Origin of the sequence: Tabrizicola oligotrophica (assembly GCF_011008935.1) — a bacterium.
In the GTDB taxonomy this organism is placed as follows: Bacteria; Pseudomonadota; Alphaproteobacteria; order Rhodobacterales; family Rhodobacteraceae; genus Tabrizicola_A; species Tabrizicola_A oligotrophica.
The window spans coordinates 26,859-47,635 of sequence record NZ_JAAIVJ010000010.1 but is presented as its reverse complement, the minus strand read 5'-3'; the positions used below and the strand labels follow the sequence as shown (position 1 = coordinate 47,635).

The 20,777-nt window shown below is 65.9% G+C and carries 18 protein-coding genes and 2 tRNA genes; 7 read left to right on the top strand and 13 right to left on the bottom strand.

Annotation, left to right across the window (positions count from 1 at the left end):
* Window positions 1–70 precede the first annotated feature (70 nt).
* Together G4Z14_RS15050 and G4Z14_RS15045 are read left to right on the top strand one after the other, a co-directional pair.
* Window positions 71–661 carry a heme NO-binding domain-containing protein gene (locus G4Z14_RS15050; protein ID WP_164627186.1) on the top strand — a complete coding sequence of 197 codons (591 nt, stop codon included), beginning with the start codon at window positions 71–73 and terminating at the stop codon, window positions 659–661.
* On the top strand, window positions 658–1,674 hold the full coding sequence (locus G4Z14_RS15045) for a GGDEF domain-containing protein (protein ID WP_227751774.1): 1,017 nt from the start codon (window positions 658–660) through the stop codon (window positions 1,672–1,674). Before G4Z14_RS15050 ends, G4Z14_RS15045 begins: the two co-directional genes overlap by 4 nt.
* 72 nt (window positions 1,675–1,746) lie before the next feature.
* Here the strand turns inward: G4Z14_RS15045 and G4Z14_RS15040 are convergent.
* From G4Z14_RS15040 to G4Z14_RS15015, 6 genes are all read right to left on the bottom strand, one after another.
* A tRNA-Glu gene (locus G4Z14_RS15040) sits at window positions 1,747–1,821 on the bottom strand.
* A 105-nt stretch (window positions 1,822–1,926) separates the two neighbouring features.
* Window positions 1,927–4,164, bottom strand: a complete 2,238-nt coding sequence (locus G4Z14_RS18935) for a calcium-binding protein (protein ID WP_164627183.1) — start codon at window positions 4,162–4,164, stop codon at window positions 1,927–1,929.
* A gap of 131 nt (window positions 4,165–4,295) precedes the next feature.
* Entirely contained in the window at window positions 4,296–5,093 is a 798-nt protein-coding gene (locus G4Z14_RS15030; protein WP_321573060.1) for a lytic murein transglycosylase, read from the bottom strand.
* Window positions 5,094–5,230: 137 nt separating this feature from the next.
* A tRNA-Glu gene (locus tag G4Z14_RS15025) sits at window positions 5,231–5,305 on the bottom strand.
* Between the two features lie 56 nt (window positions 5,306–5,361).
* Entirely contained in the window at window positions 5,362–7,104 is a 1,743-nt protein-coding gene (gene recJ / locus G4Z14_RS15020) for a single-stranded-DNA-specific exonuclease RecJ (RefSeq protein ID WP_164627180.1), read from the bottom strand.
* 129 nt (window positions 7,105–7,233) lie between these two features.
* Window positions 7,234–7,692, bottom strand: coding sequence for a cupin domain-containing protein (locus G4Z14_RS15015; RefSeq protein ID WP_164627177.1), 459 nt, complete (start codon window positions 7,690–7,692; stop codon window positions 7,234–7,236).
* A gap of 117 nt (window positions 7,693–7,809) precedes the next feature.
* On the opposite strand from G4Z14_RS15015, the gene G4Z14_RS15010 reads away from it, so the two are divergent.
* On the top strand, window positions 7,810–8,724 hold the full coding sequence (locus G4Z14_RS15010; RefSeq protein WP_164627175.1) for a LysR family transcriptional regulator: 915 nt from the start codon (window positions 7,810–7,812) through the stop codon (window positions 8,722–8,724).
* On the opposite strand, the gene glpX is transcribed toward G4Z14_RS15010, so the two are convergent.
* The 7 genes from glpX to G4Z14_RS14975 all read right to left on the bottom strand — a co-directional run bounded on the left by glpX (window position 8,725) and on the right by G4Z14_RS14975 (window position 15,580).
* Entirely contained in the window at window positions 8,725–9,690 is a 966-nt protein-coding gene (gene glpX / locus G4Z14_RS15005) for a class II fructose-bisphosphatase (protein ID WP_164627173.1), read from the bottom strand. It abuts the gene before it with no gap.
* Between the two features lie 85 nt (window positions 9,691–9,775).
* Window positions 9,776–11,077, bottom strand: a complete 1,302-nt coding sequence (locus G4Z14_RS15000; RefSeq protein ID WP_164627171.1) for a homoserine dehydrogenase — start codon at window positions 11,075–11,077, stop codon at window positions 9,776–9,778.
* A gap of 77 nt (window positions 11,078–11,154) precedes the next feature.
* Complete coding sequence (locus tag G4Z14_RS14995) at window positions 11,155–11,367, bottom strand: hypothetical protein (RefSeq protein WP_164627168.1); 213 nt, start codon at window positions 11,365–11,367, stop codon at window positions 11,155–11,157.
* A 76-nt stretch (window positions 11,368–11,443) separates the two neighbouring features.
* Window positions 11,444–12,355, bottom strand: a complete 912-nt coding sequence (locus G4Z14_RS14990; protein ID WP_164627165.1) for a pirin family protein — start codon at window positions 12,353–12,355, stop codon at window positions 11,444–11,446.
* Between the two features lie 123 nt (window positions 12,356–12,478).
* Window positions 12,479–13,039: a TadE/TadG family type IV pilus assembly protein gene (locus tag G4Z14_RS14985; protein ID WP_164627163.1), complete on the bottom strand. Its 561-nt coding sequence runs from the start codon at window positions 13,037–13,039 to the stop codon at window positions 12,479–12,481.
* A 10-nt stretch (window positions 13,040–13,049) separates the two neighbouring features.
* A complete protein-coding gene (locus G4Z14_RS14980) occupies window positions 13,050–13,676 on the bottom strand; it encodes a TadE/TadG family type IV pilus assembly protein (protein WP_164627161.1) in 627 nt (208 codons plus the stop codon).
* A gap of 308 nt (window positions 13,677–13,984) precedes the next feature.
* Window positions 13,985–15,580, bottom strand: coding sequence for a vWA domain-containing protein (locus G4Z14_RS14975; protein WP_164627160.1), 1,596 nt, complete (start codon window positions 15,578–15,580; stop codon window positions 13,985–13,987).
* A 360-nt stretch (window positions 15,581–15,940) separates the two neighbouring features.
* Here G4Z14_RS14975 and G4Z14_RS14970 point away from each other — a divergent pair, with 360 nt between their 5' ends.
* From G4Z14_RS14970 to G4Z14_RS14955, 4 genes are all read left to right on the top strand, one after another.
* Entirely contained in the window at window positions 15,941–17,371 is a 1,431-nt protein-coding gene (locus tag G4Z14_RS14970) for a Glu/Leu/Phe/Val family dehydrogenase (protein WP_164627157.1), read from the top strand.
* A gap of 169 nt (window positions 17,372–17,540) precedes the next feature.
* Window positions 17,541–17,912 carry a TadE/TadG family type IV pilus assembly protein gene (locus G4Z14_RS14965; protein WP_164627154.1) on the top strand — a complete coding sequence of 124 codons (372 nt, stop codon included), beginning with the start codon at window positions 17,541–17,543 and terminating at the stop codon, window positions 17,910–17,912.
* A 4-nt stretch (window positions 17,913–17,916) separates the two neighbouring features.
* A complete protein-coding gene (locus tag G4Z14_RS14960) occupies window positions 17,917–19,227 on the top strand; it encodes a Tad domain-containing protein (RefSeq protein ID WP_164627152.1) in 1,311 nt (436 codons plus the stop codon).
* A 126-nt stretch (window positions 19,228–19,353) separates the two neighbouring features.
* A complete protein-coding gene (locus G4Z14_RS14955) occupies window positions 19,354–20,604 on the top strand; it encodes a sarcosine oxidase subunit beta family protein (RefSeq protein WP_164627150.1) in 1,251 nt (416 codons plus the stop codon).
* Window positions 20,605–20,777: the final 173 nt, after the last annotated feature.

Here is a 20,777-nt window from a genome sequence, read left to right as displayed (position 1 = left end):
CCGAAGGAATTTGCGGTTTCTTAAGGGCATGGCTTTAGGCTGGCTTTGGAACCCCTCTTCCGGATCACTCATGCACGGCCTGATAAACCGCTCGATACAAGGATTTCTGCGCGATACCTACGGGCCCGCGACCTGGGGGCTGGTCGCGCATGAAGCGCGGCTTGGCTTCGACAGTTTCGAACCCATGCTCAGCTATGCGCCCGAGCTGACCCATGCCGTGATTGCCGCGGCGGCCAAGGTGCTGAACCGGCCGAAGGACGGGCTTCTGGAAGATCTCGGCACCTATCTGGTGTCGCATCCGAACACCGAAGCGGTGCGTCGGCTGTTGCGCTTTGGCGGTGTGACCTTCGTCGATTTCCTGCATTCGCTGGAAGATCTGCCCGAACGCGCCCGCCTTGCATTGCCCGATCTTGACCTGCCGGGCCTGCAGCTGGCCGGGCTGGGCGACGGGGAATACCGGCTGATGGTGTCGGCGCCGTTTCCCGGCATGGGGGCGGTCATGGTCGGGCTGCTGCGGGCCATGGCGGATGATTACGGCGCGCTGGTGCTGCTCGACCGTTCGGGCGATGCCGCGGGCGCGGATCTGGTGCTGATCCAGCTGCTCGATCACCGGCATTCCTCGGGGCGGCACTTCGATCTGGTGGGGCAGGGGCTGGCATGACGATCTTCGCCCGCATCCCGATGGCCCCGGTGACGCTGGAAAGCCCGGCGCTGGACCGGCTGATGCCGCTGCATCTGCGTCTGGACGAACAGGGGGTGATCCGCTGGGTCGCGCCGACGCTGGCAAAGCTGCTGCCGGAGGCTGGCGTCCTTGGCCACCCGGTCAGCCAGGTGCTGGCGCTGCGCCGCCCGGCTGCGCCGACCGAAATGGCCGATCTGCGGGCGCGCATCGGGGCGCGGCTGCATGTCGCGCTGCTGAACGATCCCGATCTGGTGCTGCGCGGCCATGCGCTGCCCACCACCGATGGCGGGCTTGTCATCAACCTGTCCTTCGGCATCTGGGTGAACGAGGCGGTGCGCCGCTATGGCCTGACGGTTGCCGATTTCGCCGCGACCGACCTGACGGTCGAAATGCTCTATCTGGTAGAGGCGAAATCCGCCGTCATGGCGGAGCTGCGCAGCCTGAACCTGCGGCTGCACGGCGCCAAGGTCGCGGCTGAACAGCAGGCCCTGACCGACACTTTGACAGGGTTGCGCAACCGGCGGGCGCTGGAGCTGCGGCTGGCAGAGCTTGCGGGGCAGGGCCGGCCCTTCGGGCTGATGCATCTCGATCTCGATTTCTTCAAGCAGATCAACGACACGCTCGGCCATGCCGCCGGGGACCATGTCTTGCGGCAGGTGGCGCAAATCCTGACCGAGGAAACCCGCGCCACCGATCTGGCGGCGCGGGTCGGCGGCGATGAGTTTGTTCTGGTCTTTCCCGGCCAGACCGAGGCTGCGCAGCTGGAGCTGATCGCCGCGCGGATCATTGACCGGCTCTGCGAGCCGATGTGCTTTGAAGATCAGGCCTGCCGCATCGCCGGGTCGATCGGCATGGTGCTGTCCGCAGCCTATTCCGGCCCCGATTTCGAAGCCATGCATGCCGATGCCGACCAGGCGCTCTATGCCTCGAAACGCGCAGGCCGGGGGCGGGCCACGATGTACCGGGCGGGCCTGCCGCCGGAGACAGGGTAAGGTTGCGGCATACGGGATGAGCCAGCCGCCAAGGGCGACCGATGCCGTTGCGGCGAAAGCAGTTGGGAAAACTGGCAGCCCGTAGGGGAGTCGAACCCCTCTTACCTGGTTGAAAACCAGGTGTCCTAACCGATAGACGAACGGGCCACGGCAGTGCGGGCTGATTAGGCCATCTTGGCGGGGGGCGCAAGGGTCGCATCACCGAAATTCCGGCTTTTTCGCCCGGACCTGGCCGACAGCGCCCCCCGCCGCTCAGATGACAAGGAAGTCGGCGGCAGCCAGCAGGGGCTGGCCGTCCAGCGTCGCAAATTGTACGCTGGCCAGACCGCCCGAGCCATCGGCATCGAAGAACAGCTCCCCCGTGGTGGAATTGTAAAGGATGCGGTCATTGGCATCGACCGGCCCCCCGGCCGGACCGATGATCTTGAAGGCGTCCGCCGCAAGCGCACCCGGTGCCAGCCCGTGGAACCGCGCGGGGCCGGTGTTTTCCAGCACGATCCGGTCTTCCGCGGCGAAATCCACAATATGGTCGAGGTTTCCGGCACCCAAGGCTGCGCGAAACACAAAGCTGTCCGCCCCGCCGCCGCCCGTCAAGGTGTCGTTGCCCCCCAACCCGGTGATCTGGTCGCCGCCTGCGCCACCCTGAATGCTGTTGTCGGCGGAATTGCCGTCCAGCGTCTGGCCATTGGCGCGCGTTCCGATCAGGGTCTCGAAGTTGCGGCCCAGGGTATAGCTCGCCAGTGCGGTCTGCACCGTATCAAGGCCGCCGGCCAGCGCTTCGATGACCTGATCGCCGAGCGAGTCGACAAGATAGAGGTCATCCCCGGCTCCGCCGCGCAGCAGGTCTTCACCCAGCGCCCCGGCAAGGGTATCGGCGCCGGCGCCGCCGAGGATGGTGTTGCTCAGCGCATTGCCGGTCAGCGCCTGACCCGCGGCATTGGTCCCGGTCAGAGTTTCGACCCGCAGCGCAAGGGTATAGCTCGCCAGATCGGTGCGCACGCTGTCGCGGCCGCCGTCGCTGGTCTCAAGGATCACATCGAGGTGGTTGTCGACGACATAGATGTCGTCTCCGGCCCCGCCCGCCAGCGTGTCGGCCCCGGCTCTGCCGTCCAGCCGGTCATTGCCGCTGCCCGAGGACAGCGCATTGTCCAGCCCGTTGCCGCGCAGCATGACCGCCCCCGCGCCACTGGCCAGTAGGTCTTCGACCTGGGCAGTCAGGGTGAAGGATGACAGCCCTTGAAGGACGATCCGGTCATGCCCGCCCGCTGCCCGCTCTATCACCTGATCGCCAAGGCCGATGACATAGGTGTCGTCGCCGGTCCCCCCGGTCAGGAGGTCGGCGCCGTCGCTCCCGGTCAGGCTGTCATTGCCCGCCTCGCCGAAGAGGCTGTCATCGCCAAGCCCGCCGGTCAGGCTGTCATCGCCATTGCCCCCCGACAACGCATCATCCCCGGCATTGCCGCCGAGCGTGTCGCGATCGTCGCCGCCTTGCACGACATCGGCCGCGGCCGTGCCTGACAGGCTGTCACTGCCGGCGCCCATGTCGATGGCAAAGCCCGTGACGTAAGAGCTTACCCCCGAGAGATCCCAGACATCACTGCCCGCGCCGCTCAGAACCAGCGTGTCGGCGGCTGCGATCACCTCGACCGAGGCGGTGGCGTTCAGCGTCAGCCGGGACAGCGCGGTCAGGGTCTGGTCCAGCAGCAGCTGGTCCGTGCCGGTGCCGCCGATCAGGCTGTCCAGACCGGGATCGCCAGCGCCAAGAACCAGCACGTCATCGCCGGCCCCGCCGTTCAAGGTGTCGCGGCCCGTCCCGCCGGCAAGCCAGTCATTGCCGCTGTTGCCCGCAAGGCTGTCATCGCCCTCGCCGCCGGAGGCGTGGTCGTCGCCCTGCACACCGCGGAAAAGGTCATTTCCGGCGTCAAGGTCGATCGCGTTGTCCGCCGTATAGCCCGCGATGCCCGAGAGGTCGAACAGGTCGGCGCCCGTCGTGCCGGTCAGGGTCACGCCGTTCAGGTTGAAGCTCTCGATCGCCGCGCCGGCCCCGACCACCAGCCATTGCAGCGCGAGCGGACCCGCGGATTCCAAGCGCAACTCGTCGGCCCCGCTGCTGCCCAGAAAGACATCCTGCCCCTCGTTTTCGCCTGACAGCACAAAGACATCATCGCCCGTCCCGCCGACCAGACTGTCATCCCCCGCCCCGCCGACCAGCGTGTCATTGCCGTCAAACCCGATCAACGTGTCATTGCCGCCATTGCCGTAGATCACGTCGTCGCCGACCGAGGTGGTGATGTGATCGTCGCCGGTGAAGGCCTGCAGGGTGACGGCGCGGGTATCGAGGTGAACGGTCAGGTCGATGGTGCCGCTGTCGGTCAGCTCGAGGCTGACCGGGCTGGTGCTGTCGCCGTCCGCCACAAGGATTTCAACGAAGGAATTGAAATAGGCGATGGTCCCCGCGACCGTCGCCCCGCCTGTATAGAGATCCGCCATGTTGTGCCTTTCTGAAATGCAATGACCGTCGGCCTTTCGGCGACCGTCCTGCACTCGAAGGCAGGTTGGCAATAAACCCGGAACCTAAGCCGGCCGGAATAAGCGCCGCGCTTACGCGCATAAACCGGCGGTCAGCCGTCGATGCGGCCGCCGATCAGCGCGATGGCCTGCTGATAGACCGTGGCCGAGTTCCATTCCTTGATGACGGCGAAGTTGGGCTCGCCCTCCTGATAGCCCGCGCCGGCCCGCCAGCCCTTGGCGGCCAGATAATTGGCGGTGGTGGCCAGCGCGTCGGTCTGGTTGCCCAGATCGACCCGGCCGTCGCCGTTGCCATCGACGCCATACTGCAGCGCATTGCCGAGGAGGAACTGGGTATGGCCCCATTCGCCATGCTTGGCCCCGATGGTCTGGTCCGAGATCGAGCCGCGATCGACCAGTTTCAGCCCGCCGATCAGATGCGGCCGGAAGAAATCCGAGCGCCGGCAATCCCAGGTCAGGGTGGCAATTGCCGAGATCACGTTGCTGTCGCCCATGAAGCCGCCAAAGCCGGTTTCCATGCCGTGAATGGCCAGCAGCACCCCGGCGGGCACGCCATATTGCGCCTCAAGCCCCGAGAACAGCTGGGCATTCTTCGCCTTGCGCGATTTGCCCTGGCTGGCAATGGCATCCGCCCCGCGCACTTCCATGAACTTGGCCAGCGAATACTTGAAGCTCTTCTGGTTGCGGTCGGCGCTGATCGTGGCCTTGGAATAGCTGGTGGCCATCAGCGCCGCGAGACCCGCCGGTCCGACACCTTCTGCCTTGGCTTCGGCGGCCATCTGCGCCTTCCAATCCTCGAACCCGGCCGAGGTATCGCCGCAGGGGGCGGCGGCAGCGGGCAGGGACAGCGCAAGAAACAGGGCGGCGGAAATCAGGGGGCGGAAGAACACGGCAGCTGACCTTCTTCAAAAACTTCAGCGGCACAGTGTAGCGGTCTGCCCGGTCAAGGCAAGCGCAGCCGGGGGCCGAACCAAGGCGGTCACACGACAAAGTGAAGCTGTTTCCGGGGGGTGTCTTGGGGGAAAAGTGGCAGCCCGTAGGGGAGTCGAACCCCTCTTACCTGGTTGAAAACCAGGTGTCCTAACCGATAGACGAACGGGCCACGCTGTCGGTGAGGCGCTGTTTAGAGAGGTGGTCGCAGCAGCGCAAGAGGGAAAATCACGCGATTGCCGCGTCTTCCAGACGAAGTTGAACTTTTGTCCGGCCACCCCAATGGTTCAGCTCCAGCCGCCCGGCAAGGTGAAAGCGGTTATGGCCGGGATTTTCCAGCGCCGGGCCCAGCGGGCCGTCGAAGGCGCCGAAGGCCACGGCGTCAAAACGGCCGCCGGCGCTGTCGCTGACCGAGAGCCGCAGGTGGGTCTCGCCCATGCGCCGGGCGCTGAGCGCGACATCGGCGAAGGCAAAGCGCGGGGCCGGCGCCTGCGCGCCAAAGGGGCCGGCAGCTTCGATCTGCTCGACCAGCGCGGGCGTGACGGCGGAGGGCATCAGCAGGCTGTCGATGGCCAGATCGCGCGGCCCGTCGGCCCCCGCACCCTGCCGGGCGAGGAGATCGGCCAGACGGGACATCGCGGCCTCCATCTGGTTTTCGGCCACCGTCAGCCCGGCGGCCATCTTGTGCCCGCCACCTTTCAGCAGCAGCCCCTCGGCCGCAACGCGCTGCACTGCCGCGCCAAGGTCAACCCCGGTGACGGAGCGGGCCGACCCCTTGCCGATGCCGCCGTCCAGCCCGATCACCACGGCAGGGCGGTGGGTGGCCTCTTTCAGCCGGGCGGCAACGATGCCGACGACGCCGGGATGCCAGCCCTCGCCGGCGGCCCAGACCAGCGGGCCGTCAAGCCCGCGCGCCTCGGCCTGCGCCATGGCCTCGGCGCGCACCGCCTCGGTGATCTCGCGGCGTTCGGTGTTGAGTTCGTCCAGCCGGGCGGCCATGGCGGCGGCCTCGGCAGGGTTGTCGCAGGCCAGCAGCCGCGCGCCAAGATCGGCCTGCCCGATCCGCCCGCCGGCATTGACGCGGGGGCCGAGAACGAAACCAAGCGCATAGGGGGTGGGCGCCTGATCCATCCGCGAGACATCGGCCAGCGCCCGCAGGCCCACCCTTTCGCGCCGGGCCATGACCTTCAGCCCTTGCCGCACAAAGGCGCGGTTGACGCCGACGAGCGGCGCGACATCGGCCACGGTCGCCAGCGCCACGAGGTCAAGAAGCGCCATCAGATCAGGGGTTTGGCTACCCTTCGTCCGCAATTGCCGGTTGGCCTCGACCAGCATCAGGAACACCACCCCGGCGGCGCAAAGATGCGCCAGATCGCCCGGCTCATCCTGCCGGTTGGGGTTGACCACGGCAAGGGCGGGCGGCAGGGTTTCGGCGCCAAGGTGATGATCCAGCACCACCACGTCGCAGCCGGCCGCTGCGATCGGGTCGTGCGAAAGCGTGCCGCAGTCGACGCAGACAATCAGCTCATGCGCCGCGCCAAGCGTCTGCATGGCCGGCACGTTCGGGCCATAGCCCTCGTCGATGCGGTCGGGAATGTAGAGCGTCGCCTGCGCGCCCAAGGCCCGCAGCCACAGGATCAGAAGCGCGGCGGAGGAGCCGCCATCGACGTCATAATCGGCGAAGATGGCGATGCGCTGGCGGGTTTCGACGGCCTGCAGGAAGCGGGCGGCTGCCCGCCCCATGTCCTTCAGCGACAGCGGGTCGGGCAGCAGGTCGCGCAGCGCCGGGTTGAGGAAGGCCTGCGCCTGATCAGGCTCGACGCCGCGCGCCACTAGCGTCTGGCAGACCGCCATCGGCAGACGGGTGATCTGCGCCATGGCCTCGGCCTGCCGCTCGGCCTCAAGACCGGGGCCGACCCAGCGGCGGCCGGTGAGGGAATGCGAGACGTTCAGGAAGCAGCGATTGGTCATGCCGCTTGGATGCCCGTTTCGCACCTGCCCTGCAAGCCCGCGCCGCAAGATCGGCGCCGGTTCGGGATAGGCGCCCCGCACGGGGCGCCCGTGGCGCTGGGGCGCAGGCGCCCGTGGCGGCGGCGCAGGTCAGGCCGCTTCGGCGGCGTCAAAGACGAAGCGCAGGTTGAACTGCTCGCCAATCTGGCAAATCTCCTCGACCGAGGGCCGGTCCCGCACGGCGACCGCGGGGAAGAAGCCCTCGAACCCGCCGGGGGTCATCACCACCATCAGCCGCCCCGTGGACTGGCCGATGTTCTGAAAGCGGTGGACCGATCCGCGCGGGACGCAGATCACCGCGCCTTCGGTCAATTCGACGCGGGCGCCGTTGCACCAGAACGCAAAGCGTCCCTCCTGAATGTAGAAGAATTCCTCTTCTTTTTCATGGATATGGAAGGGCGGACCTTCTCCGGCGGGCACCTCGGCCTCGAAGCAACCGAGGCTCCCGCCGGTCTGTTCCGCGGTAATGCGGATGATGTGCCGTCCGAAGGCGAATGCCTCGGTTCCTGCGCCGGATCTGGAAAAGGCAGGCGTGTCGAAAGGGGTCATCAGGAAGTCTCCTTGTGAAAAGTCTTGAGAAAAGGTCTTCGCAGCAGGGGTATACTGCCGGGGTCAGGACATGATAATCCCTGTGGACCTTGCATGATTGTCAGGATGATTTGACAAATGAAGACGGTCGACCCCCTGCACGGCCTGGCGGCCTTTCTCGCCGTGGCCGAGCATCAGAGCTTTACGACCGGCGCCTTGGCGCTGGGCCTGACCCGGGCGACGGTCAGCGCGCAGGTGGCGGATCTGGAGGCGCGGCTCGGGGTACGGCTGTTGCACCGCTCGACGCGCAGCCTGCGCCTGACGCCGGCGGGGCAGGCGTATCGGGACCGGCTGGCCGACCTGCCGGGCCGGCTGGACGAGGCAGAGCGGGCCGCCCGGGCCGAGCAGACCACGCCCGAGGGGCGGCTGCGGGTGACGGCGCCCCCCGATCTGGCAAAGCGGTTTCTCGTGCCCTGGGTGGCGGAGTTTCTCGCCGGGCATCCCGGCATCTCGATCGCGATGGAGCTGTCGAACGCGCCGCGGAACCTGATCGAAAGCCACTTCGATCTGGCGATCCGCGGCACGCTGGCGGTCGAGGACAACCTTGTCACCCGCGCGCTGGGCCAGTCGCGGCTCATCACCTGCGCCCGCTCGGACTATCTGGCGCGCCGGGGCAATCCCGCCGCGCCGATGGACCTGGCCGACCATGACCTCCTGCATTTTTCGGCGCTGCGGCAGGGTCGCAGCTGGTCCTACCTGCGCGGGGAGGAGCGGGTGGAGGTGCCGATTTCCCCGCGGCTGGAGCTTTCGGACGGCTGGGCCTTGCGGGTTGCGGCGCTGGAAGGGGCGGGCATCGTTCAACTGCCCGCCTTCATCGTCGGTCACGACGTGCGTGCGGGGCGGCTGGAGCCGATTCTGACCGAATGGCGCGGCCGCCCGGTGCCGCTGCACGCCGTCTACCCCGACAATCGCCTGATTGCCCTGCGGGTCAGGGCCTTTGTCGCCTTCCTTGCCGCCAAGGCCAAGGCAGAGATCGACCTGCAGGCGGACTGATCAGCGCGCCGGGCTGCGATAGGTCATGCGCCGCACCGAGCCGGTTTTCGAGCGCATCAGCAGGGTTTCGGTGGTCACCCAGCCCGGCTCGCGCTTGATCCCGGCCAGCAGCGAGCCATCGGTCACGCCGGTCGCGGCAAAGATCACGTCCGAGCGCACCAGATCGTCGCGGGTATAGACCCGGTCAAAATTGCTGATGCCGGCCTTGCGGGCGCGGGATTTCTCGTCATCGTTGCGGAACAGGAGCTTGCCGTAGAACTGCCCGCCCATGCATTTCAGCGCGGCGGCGGCCAGCACGCCCTCGGGCGCCCCGCCCGAGCCCATGTACATGTCAATGCCCGTCACCTCGGGTTCGGCGCAATGCATGACGCCGGCCACGTCGCCATCGGTGATGAGGCGGATCGCCGCCCCAGTGCCGCGCAACTCGCGGATCAGATCCTCATGGCGCGGGCGTTCCAGCACGCAGACGGTGATGTTTTCGGTGGAAACCCCCTTGGCGGCGGCCAGGGCCGAGACGCGCTCGGACGGGCTCATCGTCATGGTGACGACGCCGGGCTTGTAGCCGGGGCCGATGGCCAGCTTTTCCATATAGACGTCGGGAGCATGCAGCATCGTGCCGCGCGGCGCCATGGCGATGACGGTCAGCGCGTTCGGCATGTCCTTGGCGGTCAGCGTGGTGCCTTCCAGCGGGTCGAGCGCGATGTCCACCGCCGGGCCCTTGCCGGTGCCGACCTCTTCGCCGATGAACAGCATCGGCGCCTCGTCGCGCTCGCCCTCGCCGATCACCACGACGCCGGCGATGTCGAGCAGGTTCAGCTGGTTGCGCATGGCGTTGACGGCGGCCTGATCGGCGGCCTTTTCGTCGCCGCGCCCGATCAGGCTGGCCGAGGCCAGCGCCGCCGCCTCGGAGACGCGGGCGAGGCCCAGCGACAGAAGGCGGTCATGAAATTCAACGGCGTCGGCCATGGTCTTTGTCCTTGCGAGCTTCGGTTTCCCCCCCGTGTAGCGGGCCGCGCAGCAAGCGGGCAAGGGGGTTTTGCGGATTGCGGTCTCAGACTTCTTCGATGCGCAGCGCAACCGGGGCGCCGACCAGAACGCCGGTGGCGGCGAAGCGGCCCATGGCGTGGTCAATGTCGTCGCGGCTGGCCTTGTGGGTGACGATCAGCACCGGGGCATTGGCGCCCTCATGGCGATACTGGCGCATCTGGTCGATGGAGACGCCGGCCTCGCCAAGGCAGGTGGCGATCTTGGCCAGCGCGCCGGGTTTGTCGAGCAGCGTCATGCGCAGGTAATAGGGCGCGGGGGTTGCCGATTTGGCGGGTTGGGGGTCGGCCAGCGTGGCGGCGGGCTGGCCGAAGGTCGGCAGGTGCAACCCGCGGGCAAGGTCGATCACGTCGCCCATCACGGCGCTGGCGGTCGGGCCCATGCCGGCGCCGGGGCCGCGCATGACGATCTGGCCGACAGAGTCGCCCTCCAGCACCACCATGTTGGTGCCGCCCTGCAACTGGCCCAAGGGATGCGAGGCCGGCACAAGGCAGGGCGTCATGCGCTGCTCCAGCCCCCGGCCGGTCATCTGCGCCACGCCCAGAAGCTTGATGCGATAGCCCATGTCCTCGGCCAGACGGATATCGTCGATCGAGACATTGCCGATGCCTTCCAGCTCGACTGCGCCGAAGGAGACCTTGGTGCCGAAGGCGATGGAAGCCAGAAGCGCCAGCTTGTGGCCGGCGTCGATGCCGCCGACGTCAAGGTTCGGATCGGCCTCGAGATAGCCAAGCTGCCGGGCCTCTTCGAAAACCGTTTCGTAAGACAGGTTCGCGGCCTGCATCCGGGTCAGGATGTAGTTGCACGAGCCGTTCATCACGCCCATCACCCGTTTCATGCGGTTGCCGGCAAGTCCCTCGGTCAGGGTCTTGATGACAGGGATGCCGCCCGCCACGGCGGCCTCGAAGCGGATCACCCGGCCCGCGGCTTCGGCGGCCAGCGCCAGCGCCTGACCGTGATGGGCCAGAAGCGCCTTGTTGGCGCTGACCACATCCTTGCCGGTGGCGATGGCGGCTTCGGTCGCATCGCGCGCCGGGCCTTCGTGGCCGCCCATCACCTCGACGAAGACATCGACATCCTCGCGCCGGGCCAGCGCCACCGGATCGGTTTCCCAGGCATAGCCCGACAGGTCGGCGTCGCGGTTCTTCGTGCGGTCGCGGGCCGAGACGGCAGTGATGACCACCGGGCGGCCGGTGCGGGCCTCGATCAGGGCGGCGTGCTCCTGCACGATCTTCACCACGCCGATGCCCACAGTGCCAAGCCCTGCAAGACCAAGACGCAAGGGGGCTTTGGATGCGGGGGCGGACATGGGAAACCTCGTCGTGATTGCTTCCCGCCTGTTAGCGGTTTCGGCGGCAGCGTGCAACGCGACAGGTGGCGGGGCCTTCACCTTTGCCGCAGAAGCCGGGCGCGGCTGCGCAGCGCGGCGGCTTCGGCGGCGAGGGCATTGGACAGATCGGGCGTTGTGCCGGTGACGGCGGCCAGCTCGGTTGCGGTCAGCAGCGGCGGCCTGGCGCCGGGGACGGCAACGGCCGCGCCGACGTCGGGGAAGTCGGCGCAGGCGGCGAGCAGGAGAAGGGCGGGCAGGGCGCGGATCATGCGCACAGCCTAGCCGATGGCGGAGGGCGGCGAAAGGCCCGGCGCTCTTTGCGGGAAAAGCGCCGGGGCCGGGGTCTCAATGGGCCGGCTTGATGAAGGTGCCGTTGCGCAATTCGCGCATGGCGGTTTCCAACTCGGCTTGCGTGTTCATCACGATCGGGCCGTGCCAGGCGATCGGCTCTTGCAGCGGCGCCCCCGAGATCAGCAGGAAGCGCACGCCGTCGGGGCCGGCCTGCACCGTCACCTCGTCGCCCTTGCCGAACTCGACAAGAGTGCGGTTGCCGGAAAGGTCGCGGATGTTCACTTCCTGCCCGTCCACCTCTTTTTCCAAGAGAACGCCGCGCGGGTTGGCCGCGTCGGAGAACTTCGCCGCCCCGTCAAAGACATAGGCGAAGGCATGGCGGCGGGTGTCGACCTTGAAGGTCTTCTTCCGCCCCTCGGGCACGAAGATGTCCAGGTATTGCGGATCGGCGGCGATGCCGTCGACCGGGCCGCGCTTGCCCCAGAACTCGCCGATGATGACCCGCACCACAGTGCCGTCATCGTCGATGATTTCCGGAATGTCGCCGGATTTCACATCCTGATAGCGCGGTTCGGTCATCTTCAGATGCGCCGGCAGGTTGGCCCAGAGCTGGAAGCCGTGCATCTGGCCCTTGGCGTTTCCCTTCGGCATTTCCTGATGCAGGATGCCCGACCCGGCGGTCATCCATTGCACATCGCCGCCTTTCAGCGTGCCGCGGTTGCCAAGGCTGTCGCCGTGGTCGACCGAGCCGGCCAGAACATAGGTGATGGTCTCGATGCCGCGATGCGGGTGCCAGGGAAAGCCCGCCATGTAGTCACGCGGGTTTTCGTTGCGGAAGTCATCGAAGAGCAGGAACGGGTCCATCCGCGACGGATCGCCAAACCCGAAGGCGCGGTGCAGGTGGACGCCGGCGCCCTCCATGGCGGGGCGGGCGCGGCTGGTCTGGGTAACAGGACGGATCGACATGGGTGGTCTCCCTTTGCCATTGGTTCATGTCCCCATAGCTAGGGTCTGATCGTGGCTGCGGCAACCGAGGGCGCTTGCAGGGCAGATGTGCAGGCTTGCACAGTTCTTCGGTGTTTGCCTATCTCAGGTGCAGTCAACGCCAACCAGACAGATCTTCGGCATGAACCGCGGTCGGGTGACGATGAATTCCCGCAGCGTCTGATCGTTCATCCCGACATCGAAGGATGGCTCGTAATTCACTGCCGCTTCGACCAGCACAAGAAAATCGCCGTCGGCCAGCGTCGGCAGGGCAGGGGCCAGATCGACAAGGCTCGACGTGGTCAACTGGGCCATGCCGTTGCCCGGCGCGCGCGACCATTCCACCTCGTAGCGGTTGTTCAGGGCAGACCATGTGATCGAGGAGACGCGGATCGTGGCGTCCTGATCGGGGTCGATCAGGTATTCCATCATGGCGTCCATGCCGTCGATATAGCCATCCGTCACCGACACCATCTCGCGCGAGATCATGTCCGAGACGGTATAGGCCGCCTTTTGCACCGTGTTCACGGCGCGAAAGCTGTCCCAATAGACGAAAAGCGCAAGATAGGACCACAGCATGAAGGGCAGCACCAGCACGGCCTCGGCCATCAGGGTGCCGGTTTCCTGGGTGACAAAGCGGGTGAGGGTTCGGCGAAGCATTGTCATGGCGCACCTGTCAGTCTGGTTCGGTCACAAAGGCCGAGGCCGCAATCAGCCCATAGCCGCCCGCCCGGTCCTTGGGCAGGCCAAGCCCGATGCCGGTGGTCGGGAACATTGCGTCCTGCACGACACAGACCCGGACCAGCATCACGTCGTTCTGCTGGCCGATCTGCAACTGGGTCACGGGCTGGATGTCTTCTTCGCGGTCAACGCAGGCGACGCGGTTGGTCGGCATCGACCAGCTGGCCGTGTCGATCCGTGTCATCTCGATCGAGATGTTGGCCTCGCAATTGGTCAGCACCACGCTGCGCCGGCAGATTTCCTGTTTCAGAAGCGCTGCGGTCGGCAGCGGAAGATGCCCGAGCCGCAACTCGCGCATCGTTACATCGACCGCTTGTTCCAGCATGATCGACCGGATCATCAGAAAGCCGCTTTCGAACGAGGCCATGAAGATGCCGATCAGGAGCGGTACGGTCATGACGAATTCGACGGCGGCGGTTCCGGCCTGATTGCTGCCAAAGCGGCGCAGGGCGCGACGAAGACTCCCGGCCAGAAACCGGGCCGCCCCCGGGGCGTCCGGCGCGCGGCTGGGCAAAGCCCCGTCGGCCCCGCCAATTGCCTTTTCAACCCTGTCACGCGCCATTTGCGCCTCCGGACCATCAAATTGCACCATGCCGAACCGCAGTCTGCGCTGGTCGATGCGTCCCGCCGACGGTGCGTGAGACCTGAGGCGGAAGTATGGCTCTTCCATGGGCAGACTGCGCTCAGGGCGGGGCATGCCGCACCTGAAGGGGAGAATTGCGCTCTCGCGGGGGAAGCCGCGAGAGCGCGGAGCGGGATCAAAAGAGCGATAACAAATACAACTCGTTGAATGCGGGTCTTTCAAAGGGTTTCGGAACTTGCGGCACGGCCCCCGGGAAGGGCCTGCCGCGGCACTCGTGACGTTCTGCACTATTGCGTCAGCTTCAGCATCGACAGGTTGCTGGCGATCGAGTCGAAGGCGGTGCCGATTTCGGCGCCTTGGGCGGCGTAGAAGTGCTGCGGGGTCGAGGCGCAGCGCGAGATCTGGGTGCGGCCGTTGGTCGGGGCTTCGAACGCGATGCCATAGACCACCACGCCGGCGTTCTTGGCCTGGGTGCAGGTGGTCTGCAACTGGCTGTCCATGGTGCCGACCGAGGCATAGACCGACCGCATCTCGTTCAGCGCGGCGGAATAGGCGCTGGAGCCGAGCGCGCGTCCATAGAACTGCCAGGCGACATAGCTGAGCTTCAGGTTGGCCCAGATCGCGCGCCAGTCCTGCTGCACGGCAGGGGTCGCGTTGTTGGTCCAGGCCGTCGACCGCCAGGTGTTGAGGTGGGGCACATAGAATTTCGCGGTGCCGGCGCGGCTGGCGTGGTAGATCGAATACATGCCGTCGCCGCTGCTGCGATAGATCGGCGAGAGGCCGCTCTTGTAGCCATCGTTGATCCGGTCATGGGCGACATGTTCGCCGTCAGTCATCAGGACCACCACCTTCAGCGTCTCGGTATCGGTATAGTCGAAGGGACGACCGGCCAGCCCCGCGCCCATCTGGCCCGCGTCGATGAACTCGTCATAGATCGAGCGGGCCGAGGGATCGAGCAGGGCGGTGCCCCATTTCATGCCCAGCACGATCGAGGTGTTGCCGCCCGCCGTCAGCCCGTTGATCCGCGCCTGCAGCGCCGTCTCGTTCTGGCTGGGCATGTAGACGGTGTTGTTGGCGGCGCGGCGGCAATAGTTGTTCGAGAAATTCGGCCGGGCCGCGGCATCGCTGGTCGACGTGTAATACGAGCCGGTGTTGGTGCCGTAGTAATGATCGGAATAGGCCATCATCGGCAGGGCCAGCGTGCGCGAGAGCGCGGGCGAGGCGAAAGCGGCCGGCGGCAGTTCAAGGCAGTTGACGTCCGACACGTTGTGCAGGTCGGTCGCATTGAACTTGCCGCGCAAGGCCGCGCCAAGGTTCACCTGGGCATTGTAGGGCACGATGCCGATCGACACGCGGTTGTTGGTGTCGGTGGACAGCATCCGATGCACGAAATTCGACGCCGCGCTGCGCAGGTTGGCGATCTTGGCGCCCGACATCGAGCCCGACACGTCCAGAACCAGCATGATCTCGACATTGGTGACGGTCTGCACCGCGCGCGACCGCGCCACGGCGTCGAAATGGTCAATGCCGATCATGTGCATGAAGAAGGGTTCGGAATCGGCGCGGGCGATGGCCTGCACGTCGCGGCTGCTCAGCCCGTCCAGAACGACCACGTTCTGCAGTTTGTCCGCCAGCCCCGCCTTGGCCACGCAGTCGTTCACCACCGATTCCGGGTCAAGCTGCTGGTCCAGGCTTGCCGCCATCAGCGTGCAGCGGTCGAGCGTCTGCGACAGCTCGGTGCGGGTGGTCTCATAGCGCATGATGTCGATTGCGACGCCGCCCATGGTGGCCATCAGCACGAACAGGAACAGCGCGAAGATGATGAGCGCGCCGTCTTCGGCCTTGCGGAACGCGGCAATCGCGGAGGGGAGCTGGGCAGCCATTTGCGTCACATTCCTGCTTCCGGACAGGTTGCCCTGCCATCAGATTTCCTTGCCCCCGCCACGTCGATGTCCAGAAGTTGTGGCGAAATTGTGGCAAAGGCGGCGGAAGGTCGGCTGGGTGGGGCAGGGTGGAAACGATGCGGCGCGGGGCTGCGCATTGTTCCGGAACGGCGAACGACGCGCTGCCCGAATTGGGGCCGAGACGCGGCAATCCTGTCCAAATTGGGCGACGGCGAATCACAGGATGCTGCAATTTGTCGGAAAAGATCGTCTTTTAGACGCGGACAATTGCCAGTCTTTGCGCCTAAACCTTGGGGCAGGCCTTGCCCCGTCCGCAGGTCCCCAAGGGAGAAGAACCACATGTCCGTCGCCGGCGAACCCAGCTTTCGTGAATCCGTAGACCTGATGTTCAAGCGCGCCACCGCGCTGATGGACCTCAGCCCCGGCCTTGAAGAAAAGATCCGGGTCTGCAACTCGACCTATACGGTGCGCTTCGGGGTGCGCCTGCGCGGCAAGATCGAAACCTTTGTCGGCTACCGCTCGGTGCATTCGGAACACATGGAACCGGTGAAGGGCGGCATCCGCTATTCGCTGGGGGTAAACCAGGATGAGGTCGAGGCGCTGGCGGCGCTGATGACCTATAAATGCGCCTTGGTGGAAACCCCGTTCGGCGGCTCGAAAGGCGGGCTCTGCGTCGACCCGCGGCAATGGGACGAGCATGAGCTGGAACAGATCACCCGCCGCTTCGCCTATGAGCTGATCAAGCGCGACCTCATCAACCCGGCGCAGAACGTGCCGGCCCCCGACATGGGTACGGGCGAGCGCGAGATGGCCTGGATCGCCGACCAGTATGCCCGGATGAACACCACCGATATCAACGCCAAGGCCTGCGTCACCGGCAAGCCGCCGCATGCGGGCGGCATTCAGGGCCGGGTCGAGGCGACGGGCCGCGGCGTGCAATTCGGCCTGCGCGAGTTCTTCCGCTACCGCGAGGACAAGGAGGCCGCGCGGCTGACCGGCGATCTGGACGGCAAGCGGGTGATCGTGCAGGGCCTTGGCAACGTGGGCTATCACGCCGCCAAGTTCCTGTCGGAAGAAGACGGCGTGCGGGTCATCGCCGTGATCGAGCGCGACGGCGCGATCATTGACGAAAAGGGCATCAATATCGAGGAGTTGCGCCAGCACATGAACCGCACCGGCGGGCTGGCAGGCTACCCGAAGGGCCGCCATGTCGAAGACGGCTCGGCGGTGCTGGAAATGGAATGCGACATCCTCATTCCGGCGGCGATGGAAGGGGTCATCAACCTTGGCAACGCCGCCCGCATCAAGGCGCCGCTCATCATCGAGGCGGCGAACGGCCCGGTGACCTACGGCGCCGACGAGATCCTGCGCAAGAAGGGCACGCTCATCATCCCCGACATGTATGCCAACGCCGGCGGCGTGACGGTCAGCTATTTCGAATGGGTCAAGAACCTGTCCCATATCCGCTTTGGCCGCATGCAGCGCCGGGCGGAGGAGGCGCGCTCGCGGCTCTTGGTGGAAGAGCTGGAACAGCTGTCCGCCGATCAGGGGCTCGGCTGGTCGCTCAATGCCGATTTCAAGCAGAAATTCCTGCAAGGCTCGGACGAGCTGGCGCTGGTGCGTTCGGGTCTCGATGACACCATGCGCACCGCCTACCAGGCGATGCGCGAAGTCTGGCATGGCCGTACCGACGTGCATGACCTGCGCGTGGCGGCCTATATCGTGGCCATCGACCGCGTGGCCAAGACCTACCGCTCCAAGGGCCTGTAAGCCGGGATTCCACGGTTTTCAAACCGTTGCGCGGCCCAAAACCGGGCCGCGCCACCGTCCCGCCCAAATTCGGTCACATCTGACGGGCTACTTCGGCCTTGCGCAAGAACGCGCGGAGTGATTCGTCATGTGTAGCTGCTCGCTGGGTATCCTGAACCGCATTCGATCCATGATCCGGCAAGAGGACGGGGGCTCCACGGTTGAGGCCGTGTTGTGGATGCCCTTCTTCATGCTGCTGTTCAGCATGGTCGTGGACGCCTCGCTGGTGCTGGGTGGTCAGGCCGAAGTGCTGCGCGTCGTGCAGGACACCAACCGGGCCGTTTCGCTGGGGCGTTACCCCAACCTGGAAGACGCGCGCGCCCATATCGTGAGCGAAATCGCCCCGCTGACCACGGGCGCCGTGGTGAGCGTCGACGTGGTTGACGGCATCATCACCTCGGTTGTCCAGATTCCCGCCAGTGACCTGACGGCGACCGGCTTCTTTGACGGCTTCGCCAACATCGACATCGTCGTGCGCGCCCAACATCTGTCGGAGGCCTGACACCATGCTTTCGTATCTCCCGCTCCCGCTCTCTCGCTTCGCCCGCTCGGAAAACGGCGGTGGCACCGCTTGGGGCCTGCTGCTGATGGCCACCGTGCTGATGACGGGCGGCTATGCCATCGACGTCCAGAACGTCACGATGGAACGCACCCATTTGCAGACCGTCGCCGATTCCGCGGCGCATGCGGCGCTTCTGACGCGCGAACACAACTCCGAAAGCGTGGCCATCGACGCGGCCCTTTCGGTTGCCGAGGCGAACATGCCGCCCGGCACCTTCGGCGCGGTGCTGAACGAATCCGATGTCGAGTTCGGCACCTGGGACCACGCCTCCCTGACCTTCACGCCCGATCCCGGCGAGCGCGACGCGGTGCGCGTGCGGCTGGCGCGCTCGGAAGGCCGGGCAAACGCGATCCGCACCTATCTCTTCCAGATGGTCGGCATCGACCAGTGGAACCTCGAGGCGACCTCGACTTTCGTGACCTACCGCCCGACCTGCTTCCGCGAGGGCTTTGTGGGCACCGGCCCGGTGGACATCCAGTCGAACAACATCTTCCAGAATGGCTTCTGCGTGCATTCGAACGACTATGTCTCGCTGAACTCGAACAACTATTTCGAGCCGGGCACCGTGGTGTCGATGCCGGATGTCGATGATCTCGACATTCCGAACTCGGGCTTTCAAACCAACCTCGGCCTTGATGCGGCGCTGCGCTCGGGCAGCTACAACATCCGCATCGTCAGCCGGATCGACGACATCATCAACACAATCGCGGTTCCCGGTTCGGAATATTACAAGGACTACATCACCAATTCGTCGCCGCTGACCGTGACCAAGAAGACCATCACCGCGGCAGACCTGCCGGCCGGTCGGATCATCTACTGGAACTGCTCGGGCGGCAAAGGCACGATCTACAAGGACACGCTCGTCGACAGCGTGGTCATCAAGACCGCCTGCGAAGTCAGCTTCGGCTCGGGCGTCAGGGTCGAGAATTCGGTGATCGTGAACAGCAATACCTCGGCCAGGTCCTTCAACTCGCCTTCGGGCTTCCAGCTCGGCAAGAATGACAACTGCGCCCCGGGCGGCGGCTCGCAGCTCGTGACCATGGGCGGCATGAACTTTGCCGCGAACCTGCAGATCTATGGCAGCCAGCTGCTGGCGATCGGCGACATCGAGTTCGCCGCGCAGGCCGATGGCATCCAGGGCGCGGCCATGGTGTCGGGCGGCACGGTGTCGGGGACGTCGAACATGTCGATGGCCTTCTGCGGCACGGGCATGGAAAACAACTTCGAAGCCGAATATTTCCGCATGGTTGACTGACGGGCCGACTGCATCCTTCTGGCGTCCGCGACATTCCCTGTCGCATTCGTGGCAGGAATTTGCGCAAGCCTGTTGAATATCGCCACCAATACCGGTTCACTGGGCCGGAATGGAAAGGCGGTCATCATGCGCTATTCGGGCTTCAAGGTCTTTACCGAAGGGCTGTTCGGCAACTCGGGCTGGAAACCGGCCTGGCGCGACCCGGCCCCGAAGGCCGAATATGACATCCTCATCATCGGCGGCGGCGGGCATGGTCTGGCGACCGCCTATTACCTTGCGAAGAACCACGGGCTGCGCAACATTGCGGTGCTGGAGAAGGGCTATCTCGGCGGCGGCAATGTCGGGCGCAACACCACCATCGTACGGGCGAACTATTTCCTGCCCGGCAATTCCGAGTTTTACAGCCATTCGCTGAAGCTCTGGGAAAAGCTCGAGGGTGAGCTGAACTACAACGTCATGCATTCGCAGCGCGGCCAGCTGATCCTTGCCCATTCCGACGGCCAGCGCGACGCATTGGCCCGGCGCGGCAACGCGATCGTCAATCAGGGGGACGATGCCGAGCTGTGGTCGCTCGATCAGGTGCGCGACTTCGCGCCCTATCTCGATTTCGAACAGACCCGCTTCCCGATCTACGGCGGGCTGATGCAGCGCCGGGCCGGCACCGCGCGGCATGACGCGGTGGCCTGGGGCTATGCCCGCGGCGCCGACCGGCTGGGCGTCGATCTGATCCAGAACTGCGAAGTCACCGGCATCGACATCGAGAACGGCCGGGTGACCGGCGTGCAGACCACGCGCGGGGCGATCAAGGCCCGCAAGGTCGGCATGGTGGTCGCCGGCCGCTCCAGCCAGGTGGCGGCGATGGCGGGGATGCGGCTGCCGATCGAAAGCCATGTGCTGCAGGCCTTCGTCACCGAAGGGCTGAAGCCGGTGATCGACAGCGTGATCTCTTTCGGCATGGGGCATTTTTACATCAGCCAGTCCGACAAGGGCGGCCTGGTCTTTGGCGGCGATCTCGACTTCTACGCCTCCTACGCCGCGCGCGGCAACCTGCCGATGCTGGAACATGTGATGGAGGCGGCGATGACGCTGATGCCGATGATCGGCCGCGCCAAGATCCTGCGCGGCTGGGGCGGCATCATGGACATGACGCCCGACGGCTCGCCCATCATCGACAAGGCCCCTGTCGAGGGCCTGTTCGTCGATGCCGGCTGGAACTACGGCGGGTTCAAGGCGACGCCGGCCTCGGGCTGGTGCATGGCGCATCTGATGGCCACCGGCGAGCCCCACGAAGTTGCCCGCCGCTTCCGCCTTGACCGCTTCCGTACCGGCCATGTCCTCGACGAGGAAGGCACCGGTTCCCAGCACAACCTGCACTGACATGACCCGCCCCCCGAACCTTTGCGCGCAACGCCCCGTCCCGGCTGCGGGAGCCTCTGGCGGGGATATTTGTACCAGTATGAAAGCCCGGGTTTCTTTCATGCTGGCGAAAATATCCCGGGGTGAGGCGCGGATGCGCCGAGGGGCAGCGCCCCTTTCTACTGCCGTTTCAG